Genomic DNA, 18038 nt, shown 5'->3' with positions numbered 1-18038 from the left:
TTGATTGCGCCCGGGTTCAGGGTGCGTTCAGGGCAGGTACAGGCCGGGTTCAGTAATCTTGAACCACGTCCGAGGGATGAAATGAACAGGACCCTCAAAAGCGGCAGTACACCGTTGTCGCAGGTATGCTGTTGGAGATGCTGATTGGCCCGGGAGAGTGTCATGAAACTGTTGGTCGTCGAAGATGAAGCGCTGTTGCGCCATCACCTGCAAACCCGCCTGACGGAAAGCGGTCACGTGGTCGAGTCCGTGGCCAATGCCGAAGAGGCGCTGTACCAGACCGGGCAATTCAATTTTGACCTGGCGGTGATCGACCTCGGCCTGCCGGGCATGGGCGGACTAGACCTGATCCGCCAGTTGCGCCAGGACGGCAAGAGCTTTCCGATCCTGATCCTAACCGCCCGTGGCAACTGGCAGGACAAGGTCGAAGGCCTGGCCGCCGGTGCCGACGATTATCTGGTCAAGCCGTTCCAGTTCGAAGAGCTGGAAGCACGGCTCAATGCGCTGCTGCGTCGCTCCAGCGGTTTTACCCAGTCGTCCATCGTCGCCGGGCCGCTGCTGCTCGACCTCAATCGCAAGCAGGCGACCCTCGATGAGCAGCCGCTGGCGCTGACCGCCTACGAATACCGGATTCTCGAGTACCTGATGCGTCACCACCAGCAAGTGGTGCCCAAGGATCGCCTGATGGAACAGCTGTACCCGGACGACGACGAGCGTGATCCGAACGTGATCGAAGTGCTGGTCGGGCGTCTGCGGCGCAAGCTCGAAGGCCCGGCCGGGTTCAAGCCGATCGACACGGTGCGCGGGCTCGGCTACCTGTTCAATGAGCGCTGCACTTGATCCGTTCGCTTCGCGTTCGCTTGATGTTGGCCGCCACGACGCTGGCGGTGTTCTTCATGCTCGCCTTGCTTCCGGCGATGCAAGGGGCGTTCAGCCTGGCGCTGCAGGATTCCATCGAGCAGCGCCTGGCCTCGGATGTCACCACCCTGATTTCTGCGGCTCGGATTGAAAACGGTCGGCTGGTGATGCCGATGCAGTTGCCGGACGAGCGTTTCAATCTCGCCGACTTCCGTTTGCTCGGCTACATCTACGACCGCGAAGGTCATCTGGTCTGGCGCTCGAAAGCGACCCAGGAAGAACAGATCAACTACAAACCGCGTTACGACGGAATGGGCAGCGAGTTCGCGCGGATTCGCGAAGCCAGCGGCCAGGAGTTCTTCGTCTACGACGTCGAAGTCAAACTGCTCGGCGGCAAGAATGCGGCGTTCAGCATCGTCGCGCTGCAACCGGTGCGCGAATACGAAACCACCCTCGAAGGCCTGCGGGAAAACCTCTACCTCGGTTTCGGCGCTGCGTTGCTGGTCTTGCTCTCGCTGCTGTGGATCGGCCTGACCTGGGGCCTGAAAGCCTTGCGCCGGCTCAGTCAGGAACTGGACGAAATCGAAAGCGGCACCCGCGAAAGTCTCACCGAACAGCACCCCCGTGAACTGTTGCGCCTGACCGGCTCGCTCAACCGTTTGCTGCACAGCGAGCGTCAGCAGCGCAGCCGCTATCGCGATTCCCTTGACGATCTGGCCCACAGTCTGAAAACCCCGCTGGCGGTGTTGCAGGGCGTCAGTGAAGACATGGCCCAGCGTCCAGAAGATCGCGATCAGGCCTGGGTGCTGCAAGCCCAGATCGAGCGCATGAGCCAGCAGATCAGCTACCAGTTGCAACGCGCCAGCCTGCGCAAAAGCGGTCTGGTGCGCCATCAGGTGCGCCTGCGCCCGGTGCTCAAAAGCCTGTGCGACACCCTGGACAAGGTCTACCGCGACAAGCGCGTGCGGGTGGCATTCGACCTGCCGGAACACTGCTACCTGCCGATCGAGCAGGGGGCCTTGCTGGAAATGCTGGGCAACCTGCTGGAAAACGCCTATCGCCTGTGCCTGGGCGAAGTGCGCATCAGCGTGCGCGAAAGCCTGGCCGGGAGCGAGTTGTGCATCGAAGACGACGGCCCCGGCGTCCCGCAGCATCAACGGGCGCGGATCCTTGAGCGCGGCGAACGCCTGGATCGCCAGCACCCGGGGCAGGGGATCGGTCTGGCGGTGGTCAAGGACATCATCGAGAGCTACAACGCCAAATTGACCCTGGGCGATTCGCCGATGGGCGGGGCGGCGTTCAGGATTCATTTCCCGTTGGTTTAGTCGTTGCCTTCTTGCCCCTCTCGCCGGCCCAGGGTGTGGATGAATCAATCAATCATGGACTGCGGGTCTGGACGAGAAGCGGCCTCAAGATCCATCAGACCCTGTCCGTATGCCTCACTGTTTGAATAAATGCCAGTTCGGTTCGCGGTGCTCAGCAAGCGTTCGCGAACTTGCTGGGGCGTGAGTTCGGGATAGCGGCTTTGCAGGGCTGCCAACGCTCCGCTGACCAGTGCGGCAGCGGGGGATGTACCAGCAGTCTCGGTGTATTGACCATTCTTGTTGGTGGTCAACAAACCTTGGCCGGTACCCGAATCACCACCGGGTACAGCGATGCACCAGTCTGCTGCCACGCCGCAGTAGTTGGATTTTGCATTGATGGTGCTGCCATCGCTTTTCAGGGCAACCACCGCGATCCAGCCTTTTTCAAGTTCGGGCAAGGCGACTGGCAAACCAGGTTCAGCCAAGGGTTCCCGTTTCAGCTCGTTACCGGTCGGGAACACAAATACAGCGCCGCCCTGAACCATTTTTCGGGCGGTCGCCAACGACTCCGGCATCACTTGGTTATAGCGTGCCTCATTGATCTCGGTCGCCGGGATGGCATTGGCCCAGGAGTTGTTGAAGATTCGCGCACCCTCCTCGAAACCGGCCTGCCAGGATTGGGCAATTTCACTGTCAAAGAAAAAAGGTTCGTTGTCGTCACCGAAGCGATAGGGGATCAATTGGGCGTCGAAGGCGATTCCGTGCATGCCTTTGTCATCCTTGTTGGCGGCCAGGATGCCGGCCATCTGGGTGCCGTGACCTATTCGGTCAAAGGTGCCGACCCGGTTTTCTACATAATCGAATCCCGGACTACCCAGCCTTCCCTGAAACTCCGGCAGTTTGTCGTTCAGGCCCGAATCGACAAGGGCTACCGCTACGCCCTGACCGGTGCCGCCACGCGCATAAAGAGCTGAAGCGTTAACGATTGCCAGAGCTTTCTGGGCTTGATACTCCGGTGTCTCGAATGGCGCCGGATCAATGGAGGGCTGTACGGGGGGAGTCAGGCAACCCGTCAGCAGGAGTGGCAAAACAAGCGTGGTGATGGTTGAAATGGATAATTGAGGCATGGTCGTTCCTTCGTTGACCTCCGTGCACATCAGGCTTCCTGCGAGATGTCAGTTTGTGGAGGGTGTCTGTCTTGGAGGAGAACCCTACCAGCAGAAAGGAAGGTACGGCAGGGAGGCAAAGTGCCCTGTTTGTTTCATTCTATGGCGACGGATTCTTCTCAGTGCTCCTGCGCCCGATAAGCCCCCGGCGTCAGCCCCGTCCACTTCTTGAACGCCCGATGAAACGCCGACGGCTCGGAAAACCCGAGCTGTTCGGCGATCTGTTGCAACGACAGATCGGCCCGCCCCAGGTGATAAATCGCGATGTCCCGGCGCAACTGATCCTTCAACTCCTGAAAACTGGTGCCTTCCTCGCGCAAATGCCGGCGCAGGGTTTGCGGGCTGATGTGCATGTGCGCCGCCACAGCTTCCAGGTCCGGCCAGCGCGCACTGTCGTGACTGAGCAAGCGGCGCAATCGGCTGCTGAGGCTGTTGCCGTCGTCCGGGCGAGACAGCAGGTCGGCGGGGGAGCGTTCGAGAAAGTGCTTGAGGGTGCGCTCGTCCTGCAACAGCGGCATGTGCAGATAGCGACTGTGAAACACCAGGCTGCTTTGCGTTGCAGAGAATTCCAGCGGGCAGGAGAACAGCAAATCGTATTCAGCCCCGTGCGCCGGTTTCGGGTAGCTGAAACATGCCTGTTCGAGGCGAATTCGCTGGCCGATCAGCCAGCTGCCGAGGCGGTGCCAGATCACCAGCAGACTCTCGGAGAGAAAGTGATCCGGGTCCCACCATTGCGAATCGTCGAGCCTCAGGCGCACCCATTCGTCTTCATGGGTCAGGCTCAGGCGCGGGGCCTCGGGGAATAGGCTATAAAACAATAAGCCGCGTTGCAGAGCCTTTTCCAGGCTGCGGCAATGGATGATGGCGTGGCACATCATGGCGAAACTGCCGGTCTTGCTGGGCGCATTGCCGAAACCCAGGCATTCGTCGTCCAGCGCCAGCCACAGGTTCTGGATCAGTTGGGTGAACAGTTCCGGGGCGATCCGCGCACGGGGCTCGTCGAGCAGATCGGGACTGATGCCCAGTTGCAGCAGCAGGTCCGAATAATCGAACCCGCGACGGCGTGCGCCGACGAGGGCGGCACGGGCGAAGTGACTGGCGATGGTGCGTTCGCGCATAGGCGGCAAATCCTTCCTCTGGCGACCGATGGTAGCCGGCGGCTCTGATCGGCAACAAGGCGGATTTCCGCCAAATTGTAGGACGAGAGCAGGTGCGTTGGCGGAAATCCGCCACACTTGGGTAACCGAATGGTGACACAGAAAAACCTGCATCCCCTGATATCAAAAGGCTTGCAGCGATTTGCACCAAAGTGGCACGACGTTTGCGATAAGAGCGACAGAAGCGTGCGCCGAGCCGGTCCGGGCAAGCGCCGTTCGACACAACAAATCCCTCCAGTGCAGGAGGGTTCGCAATTCAAGTGTCGCGTTCAACAGATGGATGTTGCCACGCGGGACTCTTGAGGAACTTTGCAATGACGACTCGTCAGCCACTGTACAAATCCCTGTATTTCCAGGTGATCGTCGCAATCTGTATCGGTATTGCGCTCGGCCACTACTACCCGCAGTTCGGCGTGGCCGTTAAGCCACTGGGTGACGGGTTCATCAAACTGATCAAAATGATCATCGCCCCCATCATCTTCTGCACCGTGGTCAGCGGCATCGCCGGCATGCAGAGCATGAAGTCGGTCGGCAAGACCGGCGGTTACGCACTCCTGTACTTCGAAATCGTTTCGACCATCGCCCTGCTGGTCGGCCTGATCGTGGTCAACATCGTGCAGCCGGGCAACGGCATGCACATCGACGTCGCTACCCTCGACGCCTCGAAAGTCGCCACCTACGTGCAGCAAGGTGCTGACCAGAGCGTTGTCGGCTTCCTGCTCAACGTGATCCCGACCACCATCGTCGGCGCGTTCGCCACCGGTGACATCCTGCAAGTGCTGATGTTCTCGGTGATCTTCGGTTTCGCCCTGCACCGCCTGGGTGCCTACGGCAAGCCGATCCTGGACTTCATCGATCGCTTCGCCCACGTGATGTTCAACATCATCAACATGATCATGAAGCTCGCGCCGATCGGTGCCTTCGGTGCGATGGCCTTCACCATCGGCGCCTACGGTGTCGGCTCGCTGGTGCAGCTGGGTCAACTGATGGCGTGCTTCTACATCACGTGCCTGGCGTTCATCCTGATCGTGCTGGGTGCCATCGCCCGCATGCACGGCTTCAGCGTGCTGAAAATGATCCGCTACATCCGTGAAGAACTGCTGATCGTACTTGGCACTTCCTCGTCGGAATCGGTACTGCCACGCATGCTGATCAAGATGGAGCGTCTGGGCGCGAAGAAATCGGTAGTGGGTCTGGTGATCCCGACCGGTTACTCGTTCAACCTCGACGGTACCGCGATCTACCTGACCATGGCGGCCGTGTTCATCGCTCAGGCGACCGACACTCACATGGACATCACTCACCAGATCACCCTGCTGGTAGTGTTGCTGCTGTCCTCCAAAGGCGCCGCCGGTGTGACCGGTTCGGGCTTCATCGTGCTGGCCGCCACCCTGTCGGCGGTAGGTCACCTGCCGGTGGCCGGTCTGGCACTGATTCTGGGTATCGACCGCTTCATGTCCGAAGCCCGCGCCCTTACCAACCTGGTCGGCAACGCCGTTGCGACCATCGTTGTGGCCAAGTGGGTCAAGGAACTGGACACTGACGTACTGGACGCCGAGCTGGCCTCGGGCGGTCGCGGTATCGTCGATCAGCGTCACGAAGACGACCTGGGTGTGGCCGAAGGCCCGACCCCGAGCAATGTGAAGTAAGCATCGCTTGAATGGAAAAACCCGCTTCGGCGGGTTTTTTCTTGCCTGCTGTTTGAGCGCAACGGTCAGCGCAACTGACGCATCCGGTAATTGCCCCATTGTTCATGGCTGCCTAGGCTGCATGCATCGTTGATGGAGATCGCCCATGTCTGCACCGCTGGCCTCACTGAAGATTCTGGATTTCTCGACCCTGCTGCCAGGGCCGTTCGCTTCGCTGCTGCTGGCGGACATGGGCGCCGAGGTGCTGCGCATCGAATCGCCGACTCGCCTCGATCTGCTGCGGGTATTGCCGCCCCACGATCACGGGGTCTCGGCCAGCCACGCCTACCTGAATCGCAATAAACGCAGTCTGGCGCTGGACCTCAAGCAGCCCGAGGCGCTGGAGCTGGTGAAGCAGTTGCTGGCGGACTACGACATCGTGCTGGAGCAGTTTCGCCCCGGCGTGATGGAGCGGCTGGGGCTGGGCTACGAGGCGCTGAAGGCGATCAATCCGAAGCTGATTTATGTGTCGATCACCGGTTACGGCCAGACCGGGCCGTACAAGGATCGCGCCGGCCACGACATCAACTATCTGGCGCTGGCCGGGCTCTCCAGCTACACCGGGCGCGCCGACAGCGGGCCGTTGCCGCTGGGCATGCAGGTGGCGGATATCGCGGGTGGCTCGCTGCACGGGGTGATCGGCCTGCTTGCTGCGGTGATATCACGGCAGCAAACCGGGCAGGGCACACACCTGGACGTGAGCATGACCGACTGCGCCTTCAGCCTGAATGCCATGGCCGGCGCCGGGTATCTGGCCTGCGGCGAGGAGCCGGGCTGGGAGGACCAGATGCTCAATGGCGGCAGCTTCTACGACTACTACCGCTCCCGGGATGGGCGCTGGATGTCGGTGGGCAGTCTGGAGCCGGCGTTCATGCAGCAACTGTGTGCGGCGCTGGGGCGGCCGGAGCTGGCGGCGCAGGGGTTGTCACCCAAACCCGAGCAGCAGCGGGCGCTCAAGGACGCCTTGAAGGTCGAGTTCGAGAAGCATGACTTTGCTGAATTGTGCGAGCTGTTCGCCGGGATCGATGCCTGTGTCGAACCGGTATTGAGCCTGGGCGAGGCGGTGCAGCATCCGCAATTGCAGGCGCGGGAACTGGTGACGCAGGTGCCCCGTGGGGATGGCTCGGCGCAGGCGCAGATCGCTTGCCCACTGAAGTTCTCCGAAGCCTTGCCGGCGCCGCGACATGTCGGCGCGGCGCTGGGGCAGCATACGGATCAGGTGTTGGGGGAGTTGGGCTTGAGTGTTGAACGCATTGCCGAATTGCGGCGAGCCAAGGTGATTGCCTGACTTACTCGACCCGCATCTCGCCACTGAACACCAATGTGTTCCGGCATCGGCGGCACAGATACCGTCGCCCCTGCCTGACCAGACTATGACGCTGCGCTGAAAACGGAAAATCGCTATCGGCACACGGGCATTTGTAGATATAGCGGGTCACGCTGCGGCGTTTGACTTCGTAGGTGTGGCAGCGGTCCGGCGGCAGCTCGTAGACGCCGCGCATGATCAGCTGCCACTCCTCGCCATGGGGCTGGATGCGGTCGCCGAACAGCTGATGGGCGATCAGGTGCGCGACTTCGTGGGCCACGGTCTGCTTGAGGAAGTGTTCGGTGTTTTCCCGGTACAGCTGCGGATTGAAGCGCAGCAGGTTCTCGTGCAGATGCGCGACTCCGGCTTTTTGCCCGCGCAGCTTGAGGCTCACCACGGGGCGTTTGAAAGGACGTTTGAAAAAGGATTCAGCGAGTTGGAAACAGTCTTCGACGCGGGTATTGAGTTGCTCGGGCATGCTTGATGGATCTCCAGAGACTTGGAGTATGCCGCAACCGTCCGGCGTTGCGTATCGCCGAACTGCCGAATGGTCGTGGCGCTTTTCCCTGGCATGAGAAGGCCGCCTTGCGGCGGCCTGTGTTGGCGGATCTTGTTCTTCTCGGCGTTGCAGCCAACTAGTTTGTGGCTCTCTAATTTGTGTAGACAGGCCCCACGCCCAGTCCCCAGACAATCACGGTAAACGCCATGATGGCCACCAGCACCACCAGACCCACCGCCAGCACCGAGCTGGAAAACAGAAATCCCTCGTCAGACGGAATGTTCATGAAGGTCGGCAGCCCCACATACAGCAGGTACACCGTGTAGCAGATGGCCGCCGTGCCGACGATCATCCCCAGCCACATGTGCGGATAGAGCGCCGCCAGGCCACCGACGAACAACGGTGTTGCGGTGTAGGTGGCAAACGCGACGCAACGGGCCAGGCTCGGGTTGGCGTCATAGGTGCGGGCCATCCAGTGCACGAAGGCACCCATGACCGCGACCCCGCCGAGCATCGCCAGGTACGACATGATGGTCATCCACAACGCGCTTTCGACGGTGAGCATCACCGGGGCGCGGCTGCCGATGACCCAGCCGACCTGAGTCGTGCCGATAAACGCCGAAACAGCGGGGATCGCCGCCAGAATCAGCGTGTGCGTCAGGTACATGTGGCTGATGCTTTCCTCTTGGTCGCCACGGATTTCCTTCCATTCCTGATCGGGGTGGGTAAAAAGTCCCACTACGTGATGGATCATGCCAGTCACTCCTCTCGTTATTGCCATCGCCCCCCAGCGGAGCGCCTACGGGCCAATGTGGCCGAGCAAATACAGGTCTTCAGATTGCGTGCGACCTTATGTCGCAGTATAGGAAGGTCTTAACCGCACAGGTATTGTGGTCTTAGAGCAAATCGCGCTGTAAACCGGCGGGGTAATCGCGTCGAGGTCTGTGCAGACGGGCATTCGAGGGGGCGACAACCTGTGGCCACAACCGGGGTGTTTTTGCGTAAAATGCCCGCCTTTCGTCACACCTCACGGATTTCGCGTCATGGGCACTCTTACGGTCAACCAGAACAAACTGCAAAAGCGCCTGCGCCGCCTGGCCGGCGAAGCAGTCACCGACTTCAACATGATCGAAGACGGCGACAAGGTCATGGTCTGCCTGTCCGGGGGCAAGGACAGCTACACCATGCTCGACGTGCTGATGCACCTGCAGAAGGTTGCACCGATCAAGTTCGAGATCGTCGCCGTGAACATGGACCAGAAGCAGCCGGGCTTCCCCGAGCACGTGCTGCCGGCCTACCTGAAAGAGCTGGGCATCGAGTACCACATCGTCGAGAAAGACACGTACTCTGTGGTCAAGGAGCTGATCCCGGAAGGCAAGACCACCTGCTCGCTGTGCTCGCGCCTGCGTCGCGGCACGCTGTACACCTTCGCCGACGAAATCGGCGCGACCAAAATGGCCCTCGGTCATCACCGCGACGACATCGTCGAGACGTTCTTCCTCAACATGTTCTTCAACGGCAGCCTCAAGGCGATGCCACCGAAGCTGCGCGCCGACGACGGTCGCAACGTGGTGATCCGTCCGCTGGCCTACTGCAACGAGAAAGACATACAGGCCTACTCGGACTTCAAGCAATTCCCGATCATCCCGTGCAACCTCTGCGGCTCCCAGGAAAACCTGCAGCGTCAGGTGGTCAAGGAAATGCTGCTGGACTGGGAGCGCAAGACCCCGGGCCGTACCGAGAGCATCTTCCGCAGCCTGCAGAACGTGATCCCGTCGCAACTGGCTGACCGTAACCTGTTCGATTTCACCAGCCTGAAGATTGATGAAACCGCCGCATCGCGATTCGTCAACGTGGTGAACCTGTAAGCGATCCGATCGCTTGAGAAAAAACGGCGCTCGCGGGCGCCGTTTTCAATTCGTTTTTTAGGAGAGGGCATGCGCGACTACAAGTGGCTGCACGAATACTGTCTGAACCGCTTCGGTTCGGCGGCTGAACTGGAAGCCCATCTGCCCGTTCCCAAGACTCCGGCGCAATTGCGCCAGATCAGCGACGACCGCTACCTCTCGACCATGGCCCTGCGAGTATTTCGCGCCGGGCTCAAGCACAGTCTGGTGGACGCCAAGTGGCCGGCCTTCGAAGAAGTGTTCTTCAAGTTCGACCCGGAAAAGGTCGTGCTGATGAGCGCCGAACACCTTGAGCGATTGATGCAGGATGCGCGGATCATCCGCCACCTGGGCAAGCTCAAAAGCGTGCCGCGCAATGCGCAGTTCATTCTGGACGTCGAGAAAGAGAAGGGCAGTTTCGGCGCGTTGCTCGCCGACTGGCCGGTGACCGACATCGTCGGTTTGTGGACCTACCTGAAAAAGCACGGCCATCAGTTGGGCGGGCTGTCGGCGCCACGGTTCTTGCGGATGGTCGGCAAGGACACGTTCGTGCCGAGCTACGATGTGGTCGCGGCGTTGAATGCACAGAAGATCGTCGACAAGGCGCCGAGCAGTCTGCGGGATCTGGCCACGGTGCAGAACGCGTTCAACCAGTGGCATGAAGAAAGCGGCGGACGGCCGATGAGCCAGATTTCGATGATGCTGGCCTACACCGTCAACCATTGAGACCGAGTGATCGTTCCCGCGCAAAACGTGGGAACGATCTTGGGACAGCTGTCAGGCGACGGAGACTTCCCCTTCGCCAGCCAGCTTGCGGTTCAGCTGATACCGCCAGCGCACATACAGCAGCGCCGAGCAGAACACCGCCAGACTGGCGATCATCTCCAGCACGCCGAACAGCTGCCGGCTCGGGTCATACGCCGCCAGTGCGCCCTTGATGAAATACAGATTCACCACAAAGCACATCCACGAATGCCCGCGGGCGCTGCCCATGATCATGCCCGGTGCCAGCACCAGCCACGGGATCAGCTCGATCAGCAGAATTACCCACGGCCGTGCGCCATGCAGGTCGGCGAACACCAGGTAATACGCGGCGAGCAGTCCGGCCAGGCCGAAAAAGCACAGCAGAGTGATCACCCGCATTGCCCGCACCCGTGGCTCCAGCCATTCGACGGCGGGCAGGACTTTCGGCTTTCTGGCCATCTCAGTTCCCCAGCTTCTGGGCCGTTTTGGCCAGACGTGCGCCCAGTGCGCGGCACAGCGCCACTTCGTGCTGATCTAGACCGCTTTTGCCGTCAGCCCCGGCGTGATGGCTGGCGCCGTACGGCGTGCCGCCGCCCTGGGTTTCGAGCAGCGCCGACTCGCTGTAGGGCAGGCCGGTGATCAACATGCCGTGGTGCAGCAGCGGCAGCATCATCGACAGCAGCGTGGTTTCCTGACCGCCGTGCAGGCTGGCGGTGGACGTGAACACGCCAGCCGGTTTGCCCACCAGCGCGCCGGTCAGCCACAGGTTGCTGGTGCCGTCGAGGAAGTATTTGAGCGGCGCGGCCATGTTGCCGAAACGCGTCGGGCTGCCGAGGGCCAGGCCGGCGCAGTTCTTCAGGTCATCCAGAGTGGCATACAGCGCGCCTTCATCCGGAATGTCCGGCGACACGGCTTCGCACTCGGTGGAGATCGCCGGCACGGTGCGCAGGCGCGCTTCGAGGCCGGCCTGTTCGACTCCACGGGCAATCTGCCGGGCCATCTCGTTGGTCGAACCGCTGCGGCTGTAATACAGAACCAGAATGTACGGCGCACTCACGGCAACAGCTCCAGGATCTGCTCCGGTGGACGGCCGATGACGGCTTTGTCGCCAGCTTCGAGAATCGGTCGCTCCATCAACTTGGGATGTGCGGCGATGGCTTCGATCAATTGTTTCTCGGTGAGACTGGCATCGGCCAGGTTCAGGGTCTTGTATTCGTCTTCGCCGGTGCGCAGCAGTTGCCGGGCGCTGATCCCCAGCTTGCCGAGCAGGGCCTTGATTTGCGCGGCGTCCAGCGGCGTTTCGAGGTAGCGCACGACGTTCGGCGTCAGGCCACGGGCTTCGAGCAGTTCGAGCGCACCGCGGGATTTCGAGCAGCGCGGGTTGTGATAAAGCGTCAGATCGGTCATGGGCGGGTCGCTTCTTGCGTAGAGTGGCGGCTATTCTAACTGTGCAGCGCGCAATCCAGAACCTTGGGAGGCGATGGGTCGCAGGCGCATTCAATTTTTCACAAGGAACACGACATGACACGGCGACTGGCAGCGGCATTGACGATCATCGGGGCGTTGATGCTGGGGGGCTGCGGTAACGACTACGGCATCGATCAGAACGGGCAGAAAGTCGCGTCCGAGCGCCTGGACAAGCAATGGGTTGTACTCAATTACTGGGCCGAATGGTGCGGTCCTTGCCGCACGGAAATCCCGGAACTCAATCATCTGGCTGAAGAGCTCAAGGACAAGAAGATCGGGGTGTTCGGGGTCAACTTCGACAATGTGCAGGGTGAAGAATTGAAAGGTGCCAGCGAGAAACTCGGCATCAAGTTCACCGTGCTGGCGCAGGATCCGGCGGACCTGTTCGAACTGCCGCGCAGTGAGGCTTTGCCGGTGACCTACATCATCGACAACAAGGGCAAGGTACGGGAACAGCTGATGGGCGAGCAGACGGCGGCGGGGGTGATGGCGAAGCTTGAGGCGTTGAAGGCGACCAATTGAGGATCGTTCCCACGCGGTGCGCGGGAACGATCAGAAGGCTCAGCCCTCTTCCAGCCACCAGCGCAACGGCTTGCCTTCGGCAGGCCAGAAGCGCATCTGCTCGATGGGCGAAACGTCCCAGCGCTCGACTTTTTCCAGGGCCTGCAGGAAACGCTGTTCCTGTTCCATCAGCGCTGGAGCGCAGAGTTTGCGGGTCTTGCCGATCTTGCCGAAACTGAGTTTGTCGCCATCGAGGGTGTAGGGCGCGAACCAGTGATTGCAGCCGCCGTTGCCATAGGCCCGGCCATCCTCGCCGAGGGTCACGGTCAGGTGGCTGTAATCCATCAGTGGCCGCTCGCCGATCCATTCCAGGATGTAGCTGCGGTCCTGTTGCAGTTGCACAGGCTCCGCGGCGCAGCCCATCAGGCCGGCGCCGACAGCGGCGGTCAGGGCCAGGTGTTTCATCATGCAGGCTCCTGGCATTTCGGGCACAGGTGCTTGTCACCGACGGCTTTCCAGCCCAGTTCGGCGATGCGTGCGGTGGCGGCCGGTTTCTCGGCCGGTTTGCCGAGTTTGGCGTCCACGGCGAATTCGAAGCTCAGCTCTTTGGCGCAGCTGTCGCAGTTGACCTGCCAGGTGTGGATCGCCAGTTCGCCGAACACCGGGCCGGTGGTCATCGCGGTCCATTGACCTGGCGGGTTGATCAGGTGGCGGACGGTGTCGACGGTCAGGCGCATGGACAAGTCCTTGCTGCCTTTGAGGGTCACGACCAGCACGTCACCGATACGGATCGAGCCACCGTTGCCGGTGACCTGATAACGGCCCGGTACGAGGGCGCGGCATTCGGTGAGGGTGTGTTGCGGGTTCATCAGGGTGTAGCGGAAATCGTGTTCGACCATGGGTCCTCCAAATATGCGCGACATGCTAGCACGGGCTTGATTGCAGAATAACGCGCACGTGCGACCTTCGATCCGGTTCAAATCGACACCGCAGTCGTGGCAAACTGCCGCCTTCATTTCTAAGGAACGGAACATGGCGCTGATCGAATGTTATGAATGCAAGCGGAGCATCAGCCCCGAAGCGAAGGCGTGCATTCATTGCGGGGCTCCGATGACGGGCGCGCAGGTACCGGCAAAAGCGAACTCCGTTGCATCAACGATTTCCTTTGGCAGTCTGCCCCGGAACAAGGAGGTTCCCGAAGCTTTCGTCGCAGCCCCCACGCCTGCCCCGGAACCCAAAGTCATGCCCGCCGCTGCCGGACGCCGGCGCCGGCAACAGGCCGAGCGGGCGGCCGAATCTCGGTTGAATGCCGACGGTGTGCGTCCGGTCGAAGGCTGGTTGAAGATCATGGCGTTCCTGATGCCGATGATCTTTGTCTGGTTCCTGCTGCGCCGGGGGCATTCCTTCCAGCAGCGACTGATCGGCTTCGGCTGGCTCGGTCTGTTGATTCTGTGTGTGGCGATTTCTCCGACACCACCTCCTGCCTGACGCCTGATCGTTCAGCCCTCGACCTGGTTCTGCGGTGATCCCCCTGCCCAGGTCGCGATGTTATGCAGGGTGGTCGCGGCAATCGCGCCCAATGCTTCGCGGGTCAGGAACGCCTGATGCGCGGTAATGATCACGTTGGGAAATGTCAGCAGTCGCGCCAGTACGTCGTCCTGTAACGGCAGATCGGAGCGGTCTTCGAAAAACAGCTGTGCCTCTTCTTCGTAAACATCCAGCCCCAGATAACCCAGCTGACCGTCCTTCAGGGCGTCGATCAGCGCCGGTGTGTCCACCAGGCCACCGCGGCCGGTGTTGATCAGCATCGCGCCTGGCTGCATGTGCGCCAGCGAATTGCGGTTGATCAGGTGCTTGCTCTGCTCGTTGAGCGGGCAGTGCAGGCTGATGATCTGCGATTGCTCCAGCAGTTGCGGCAGACTGAGATAGCGCGCCCCCAGAGCTTCGACGGCCGGGTTCGGATACGGGTCGAAGGCCAGCAGCTCACAGCCGAAACCGTGCATGATTTTCGCGAATGTGGCGCCGATCTGGCCGGTGCCGACAATACCGACGGTCTTGCCCACCAGATCGAATCCGGTGAGACCGTGCAGGCTGAAGTCGCCTTCGCGGGTGCGGTTGTAGGCCCGGTGCAGTCGGCGGTTGAGCGCAAGAATCAGCGCCACCGCATGCTCGGCCACCGCGTGGGGCGAGTAGGCCGGAACGCGCACGACCACCAGCCCCAGGCGTTTGGCGGCGTTCAGGTCGACATGGTTGTAACCCGCCGAGCGCAGGGCGATCAGCCGGGTTCCGCCGGCCGCCAGACGTTCCAGCACGGGAGCGCTGAGGTCATCGTTGATGAAGGCGCAGACTACTTCGTGCCGGTCGGCCAGTTGCGCCGTGTCGAGACTCAGTCGGGCCGGTTGAAAGTGCAGTTCGATGCCGGCCGGGCAGTCGACGGCAAGGAAACTGTCGCGGTCGTAGGTCTGGCTGCTGAAAACGATCGTGCGCATGCAATCCTCCTGAAGCATCGACGCGGGCGCGAATCACCCGCGACCACTGTAGCCGCATCGGTGTTGACCGGCATTGCCGTGGATCAGGCGCTGATCTTCGCCTGCGCCGCCAGACGATTGATCGCCCGCTCCAGTTCATCCAGTGCGGTCGAGGCCTTGGGATCTTCCTGTTTGAGCAGGGTTTCGCTGCGCTGGCAGGCGGCACGCAATTGCGGAACGCCGCAGTAGCGGGTGGCACCGTGCAGGCGATGCACCCGTTCGAGCAGGCCGTTCTGATCCTGATTGTCGCGGGCCGTGCGAATGGCTTCACGGTCGGCCTCGAGCGAAGCCAGCAACATGGCCAGCATATCTGCCGCCAGATCCGCCTTGCCGGCAGCCAGGCGCAGACCTTCTTCATGATCAAGCACTGGCAGGTCCTGATGCCCCACGAGGCTTTCACCGCCACGGTCCGGTGCCTGATTGCGCAGTGCCAGTCCCGTCCATTTCAGTACCACTTGCGCCAGTTGCCGCTCGCTGATCGGTTTGGTCAGGTAGTCGTCCATGCCGCTTTGCAGCAGTGCGCGTTTTTCGTTGGCCATGGCGTGGGCGGTGAGGGCGACGATCGGCAGTGGCGTGCAATGCCGTTCGCTTTCCCACTGGCGAATGGTCTCGGTGCTTTGACGTCCGTCCATGCCCGGCATCTGCACGTCCATAAGCACCAGATCGAAGGTTTCGCTCTGCACGGCCTTGACTGCGGCGTAACCGCTTTCGACGGCGAGCACCTTGGCGCCCATGTCTTCGAGCAATGTCTGCACCAGCAACAGGTTGGCCGGGTTGTCGTCGACACACAGCACTTTCGGTGCACGGCTCGACAGCGGTTCGCCGGGTTCGCTGCGGGTCTGGCGCGGATTGACCATGTCCGACAACGCCCGGCGCAGCTTGCGAGTGCAGGCCGGTTTGGACTGGAGCTGGCTGTGCGGGTTGGGCACCGAAAGATGGAACAGCGTCAGTTCGGTGGTCGGGCACAACACCAATACCCGGCAGCCGAGGTGTTCGAGATCCCAGATGTGCTGGTTGAGGCGTTCCGGCGGCATGTCGTTGCTGGTGATCCCGAGCACCGCCAGATCGATGGCCTGATCGGTCTGATGGGCGCCGGTGACGCCATTGGTCAGGCTTTCCAGGGTATTGAACGGCGTGACGTCGAGCCCGCAGTCTTCCAGTTGATGCTGCAAGGCCTGACGCGCCAGTTCGTGGTTTTCCAGTACCGCCACCCGGCGTCCGAGCAATGGCGCGGCGGGCAGGTCTTCGGCATCGTCGCGGGTCTTGGGCAGGCTCAGGCTGATCCAGAATTCCGAGCCTTCGCCCGGGGTGCTGTCGACGCCGATCTCGCCGCCCATCTGTTCGATCAAACGCTTGGAAATCACCAGACCGAGACCGGTGCCACCGGGCTGGCGCGACAGCGAGTTGTCAGCCTGGCTGAACGCCTGGAACAACGCGCGCACGTCCTGGTTCGACAGGCCGATGCCGGTGTCCTGAATGCTGATGCGCAGTTGCACGCTGTCTTCGTGTTCTTCTTCGAGCATGGCGCGGGCGACGATGGTGCCCTCGCGGGTGAACTTGATCGCGTTGCTGACAAGGTTGGTAAGGATCTGCTTGAGCCGCAGCGGATCGCCGACCAGCGACAACGGCGTGTCGCGGTACACCAGGCTCACCAGTTCCAGCTGCTTGGCGTGGGCGGCAGGGGCGAGAATGTTCAGGGTGTCCTGCAACAGGTCGCGCAGGTTGAACGGGATATGGTCGAGCACCAGTTTGCCGGCCTCGATTTTCGAGAAGTCGAGGATCTCGTTGATGATCCCCAACAGGCTGTCGGCGGATTTTTCGATGGTGCCCAGATAGTCGAGCTGGCGCGGGGTCAGCTCGCTTTTCTGCAGCAGGTGGGTGAAACCGAGAATGCCGTTGAGCGGTGTGCGGATCTCATGGCTCATGTTGGCGAGGAACTCGGACTTGATCCGGCTCGCTTCCAGGGCCTCCTTGCGGGCCAGGTCCAGTTCGATGTTCTGGATCTCGATGGTCTCCAGGTTCTGGCGCACGTCTTCGGTGGCCTGATCGACGCTGTGCTGCAATTCTTCCCGGGCGTTCTGCAGGGTGCCGGCCATGCGGTTGATGCCGGACGCCAGCTCATCCAGCTCCTGACTGCCGAGGGGCGGCAGGCGGGTTTCCAGATGACCGTCCTTGAGCTGCGCGACCGCCTGTTTGATCTGGCTGATCGGGCGATTGATCGTACGCCCCATGCGCAGGGCCAGCAATGCGGCTCCGGCCAGTCCCGCCGCAATCAGCAACAGGCTGGCGAACAGGCTGCGGTAGCCGCGCAGCAACATGCCGTTGTGCGAGAGTTCCAGTTCGACCCAGCCGAGCAGGCGGTCGGATTCTTCAGGGATCAGTTCGCCGGCAAGGTTGCGATGCTTGCCGAACACCGGCATCAGATAGCGGGTGGCGTCGTTGCCGCTGCGGCGCTGCAGTTGTGTGCTGTCGCCGCTGGGGGCCTGGTTGAGCATGGTCGGGCCGGAGTGGGCCAGTGGCGAGCGGTCGGGCGCAAGGAAGGTCACTGCGCGCACGTCCGGTTGTTCCAGGGACTGAGTGGCGATGCGCTCAAGCAGTTCGGCATCGCCGTGGCCCATGGCCGGCGCCACCAGCGGCGCGAGTTGCTCGGCGATCATTTCGCCGCGCTGCATCAATTGGGCCTGCAGGTCGGACTGCTGCGTCCAGGTGAAATAGCCGCCCAGCACCAGCGCCATCAGGCTGGTCGGCAACAGGGTCAGCAACAACACGCGACCTTTGATTCCCAGTTTCTTGAGCACGCCTATCTCCTGCATCCCGCTGATCATTGACTCTTGCGTGCTTCCGGCACGCGGCATGGGCGCAGTGTAGCGATTTGCTTGCGGGCATTCCCGGGAAAAATCATGTCGTGATCGGTCGTTTCGGCGCCGGTCATTT

The 18038-nt window shown here is 61.5% G+C and carries 19 protein-coding genes; 8 read left to right on the top strand and 11 right to left on the bottom strand.

The window, feature by feature from the left end; all coding sequences use genetic code 11:
* Positions 1-162 precede the first annotated feature (162 nt).
* On the top strand, positions 163-840 hold the full coding sequence (locus tag ACKLNA_RS20655; RefSeq protein WP_085710996.1) for a response regulator transcription factor: 678 nt from the start codon (positions 163-165) through the stop codon (positions 838-840).
* Positions 837-2183, top strand: coding sequence for an ATP-binding protein (locus ACKLNA_RS20650; protein WP_408986919.1), 1347 nt, complete (start codon positions 837-839; stop codon positions 2181-2183). The genes ACKLNA_RS20655 and ACKLNA_RS20650 overlap by 4 nt, the downstream gene beginning before the upstream one ends.
* A 44-nt stretch (positions 2184-2227) precedes the next feature.
* On the opposite strand, the gene ACKLNA_RS20645 is transcribed toward ACKLNA_RS20650, so the two are convergent.
* Together ACKLNA_RS20645 and ACKLNA_RS20640 are read right to left on the bottom strand one after the other, a co-directional pair.
* Positions 2228-3289, bottom strand: coding sequence for a S8 family peptidase (locus ACKLNA_RS20645; protein ID WP_408986918.1), 1062 nt, complete (start codon positions 3287-3289; stop codon positions 2228-2230).
* Positions 3290-3447: 158 nt separating this feature from the next.
* The gene (locus ACKLNA_RS20640; protein WP_408986917.1) at positions 3448-4446 is read right to left on the bottom strand and encodes an AraC family transcriptional regulator; all 999 of its coding nucleotides are present in this window, start codon (positions 4444-4446) and stop codon (positions 3448-3450) included.
* Positions 4447-4799: 353 nt separating this feature from the next.
* Between ACKLNA_RS20640 and ACKLNA_RS20635 the strand changes: the two genes are divergently transcribed.
* Together ACKLNA_RS20635 and ACKLNA_RS20630 are read left to right on the top strand one after the other, a co-directional pair.
* Positions 4800-6134 carry a dicarboxylate/amino acid:cation symporter gene (locus ACKLNA_RS20635; RefSeq protein WP_085710993.1) on the top strand — a complete coding sequence of 445 codons (1335 nt, stop codon included), beginning with the start codon at positions 4800-4802 and terminating at the stop codon, positions 6132-6134.
* A gap of 145 nt (positions 6135-6279) precedes the next feature.
* On the top strand, positions 6280-7461 hold the full coding sequence (locus ACKLNA_RS20630; RefSeq protein ID WP_408986916.1) for a CaiB/BaiF CoA transferase family protein: 1182 nt from the start codon (positions 6280-6282) through the stop codon (positions 7459-7461).
* A gap of 1 nt (position 7462) precedes the next feature.
* On the opposite strand, the gene ACKLNA_RS20625 is transcribed toward ACKLNA_RS20630, so the two are convergent.
* Together ACKLNA_RS20625 and ACKLNA_RS20620 are read right to left on the bottom strand one after the other, a co-directional pair.
* Positions 7463-7957 (bottom strand): SprT family zinc-dependent metalloprotease, encoded by a 495-nt coding sequence (locus ACKLNA_RS20625; RefSeq protein WP_007957760.1) that lies wholly within the window; start codon positions 7955-7957, stop codon positions 7463-7465.
* A gap of 172 nt (positions 7958-8129) precedes the next feature.
* Complete coding sequence (locus tag ACKLNA_RS20620) at positions 8130-8732, bottom strand: Yip1 family protein (RefSeq protein WP_085710991.1); 603 nt, start codon at positions 8730-8732, stop codon at positions 8130-8132.
* 289 nt (positions 8733-9021) lie between these two features.
* Between ACKLNA_RS20620 and ttcA the strand changes: the two genes are divergently transcribed.
* Together ttcA and ACKLNA_RS20610 are read left to right on the top strand one after the other, a co-directional pair.
* A complete protein-coding gene (gene ttcA / locus ACKLNA_RS20615) occupies positions 9022-9846 on the top strand; it encodes a tRNA 2-thiocytidine(32) synthetase TtcA (RefSeq protein ID WP_085647384.1) in 825 nt (274 codons plus the stop codon).
* A 69-nt stretch (positions 9847-9915) separates the two neighbouring features.
* Entirely contained in the window at positions 9916-10590 is a 675-nt protein-coding gene (locus tag ACKLNA_RS20610; RefSeq protein WP_085730411.1) for a DNA-3-methyladenine glycosylase I, read from the top strand.
* 51 nt (positions 10591-10641) lie between these two features.
* On the opposite strand, the gene ACKLNA_RS20605 is transcribed toward ACKLNA_RS20610, so the two are convergent.
* The 3 genes from ACKLNA_RS20605 to arsC are packed head-to-tail and all read right to left on the bottom strand — an operon-like array spanning position 10642 to position 12015.
* Positions 10642-11067 carry a DUF2069 domain-containing protein gene (locus ACKLNA_RS20605; RefSeq protein ID WP_408986915.1) on the bottom strand — a complete coding sequence of 142 codons (426 nt, stop codon included), beginning with the start codon at positions 11065-11067 and terminating at the stop codon, positions 10642-10644.
* Position 11068: 1 nt separating this feature from the next.
* On the bottom strand, positions 11069-11665 hold the full coding sequence (gene wrbA, locus ACKLNA_RS20600) for an NAD(P)H:quinone oxidoreductase (protein ID WP_085683574.1): 597 nt from the start codon (positions 11663-11665) through the stop codon (positions 11069-11071).
* On the bottom strand, positions 11662-12015 hold the full coding sequence (gene arsC, locus ACKLNA_RS20595; RefSeq protein WP_011335489.1) for an arsenate reductase (glutaredoxin): 354 nt from the start codon (positions 12013-12015) through the stop codon (positions 11662-11664). Before arsC ends, wrbA begins: the two co-directional genes overlap by 4 nt.
* Positions 12016-12129: 114 nt before the next feature.
* On the opposite strand from arsC, the gene ACKLNA_RS20590 reads away from it, so the two are divergent.
* Complete coding sequence (locus tag ACKLNA_RS20590; protein WP_408986914.1) at positions 12130-12597, top strand: TlpA disulfide reductase family protein; 468 nt, start codon at positions 12130-12132, stop codon at positions 12595-12597.
* A gap of 39 nt (positions 12598-12636) precedes the next feature.
* Here the strand turns inward: ACKLNA_RS20590 and ACKLNA_RS20585 are convergent, their stop codons facing one another.
* Both ACKLNA_RS20585 and ACKLNA_RS20580 read right to left on the bottom strand, forming a co-directional pair.
* Positions 12637-13041, bottom strand: coding sequence for an META domain-containing protein (locus ACKLNA_RS20585; RefSeq protein WP_085710985.1), 405 nt, complete (start codon positions 13039-13041; stop codon positions 12637-12639).
* On the bottom strand, positions 13041-13475 hold the full coding sequence (locus tag ACKLNA_RS20580) for a hypothetical protein (protein WP_007957770.1): 435 nt from the start codon (positions 13473-13475) through the stop codon (positions 13041-13043). Before ACKLNA_RS20580 ends, ACKLNA_RS20585 begins: the two co-directional genes overlap by 1 nt.
* Before the next feature lie 133 nt (positions 13476-13608).
* On the opposite strand from ACKLNA_RS20580, the gene ACKLNA_RS20575 reads away from it, so the two are divergent.
* Positions 13609-14064, top strand: a complete 456-nt coding sequence (locus tag ACKLNA_RS20575; protein ID WP_408986913.1) for a hypothetical protein — start codon at positions 13609-13611, stop codon at positions 14062-14064.
* A gap of 11 nt (positions 14065-14075) precedes the next feature.
* Here ACKLNA_RS20575 and ACKLNA_RS20570 read toward each other — a convergent pair whose 3' ends face one another.
* Together ACKLNA_RS20570 and ACKLNA_RS20565 are read right to left on the bottom strand one after the other, a co-directional pair.
* Positions 14076-15065, bottom strand: coding sequence for a 2-hydroxyacid dehydrogenase (locus ACKLNA_RS20570; protein WP_408986912.1), 990 nt, complete (start codon positions 15063-15065; stop codon positions 14076-14078).
* A gap of 83 nt (positions 15066-15148) precedes the next feature.
* Entirely contained in the window at positions 15149-17902 is a 2754-nt protein-coding gene (locus tag ACKLNA_RS20565; protein ID WP_408986911.1) for a response regulator, read from the bottom strand.
* Positions 17903-18038 lie beyond the last annotated feature (136 nt).

This window comes from Pseudomonas sp. UV AK001 (genome assembly GCF_046097675.1).
GTDB lineage: Bacteria > Pseudomonadota > Gammaproteobacteria > Pseudomonadales > Pseudomonadaceae > Aquipseudomonas > Aquipseudomonas kribbensis.
This window is presented reverse-complemented; position numbering and strand designations above follow the sequence as displayed.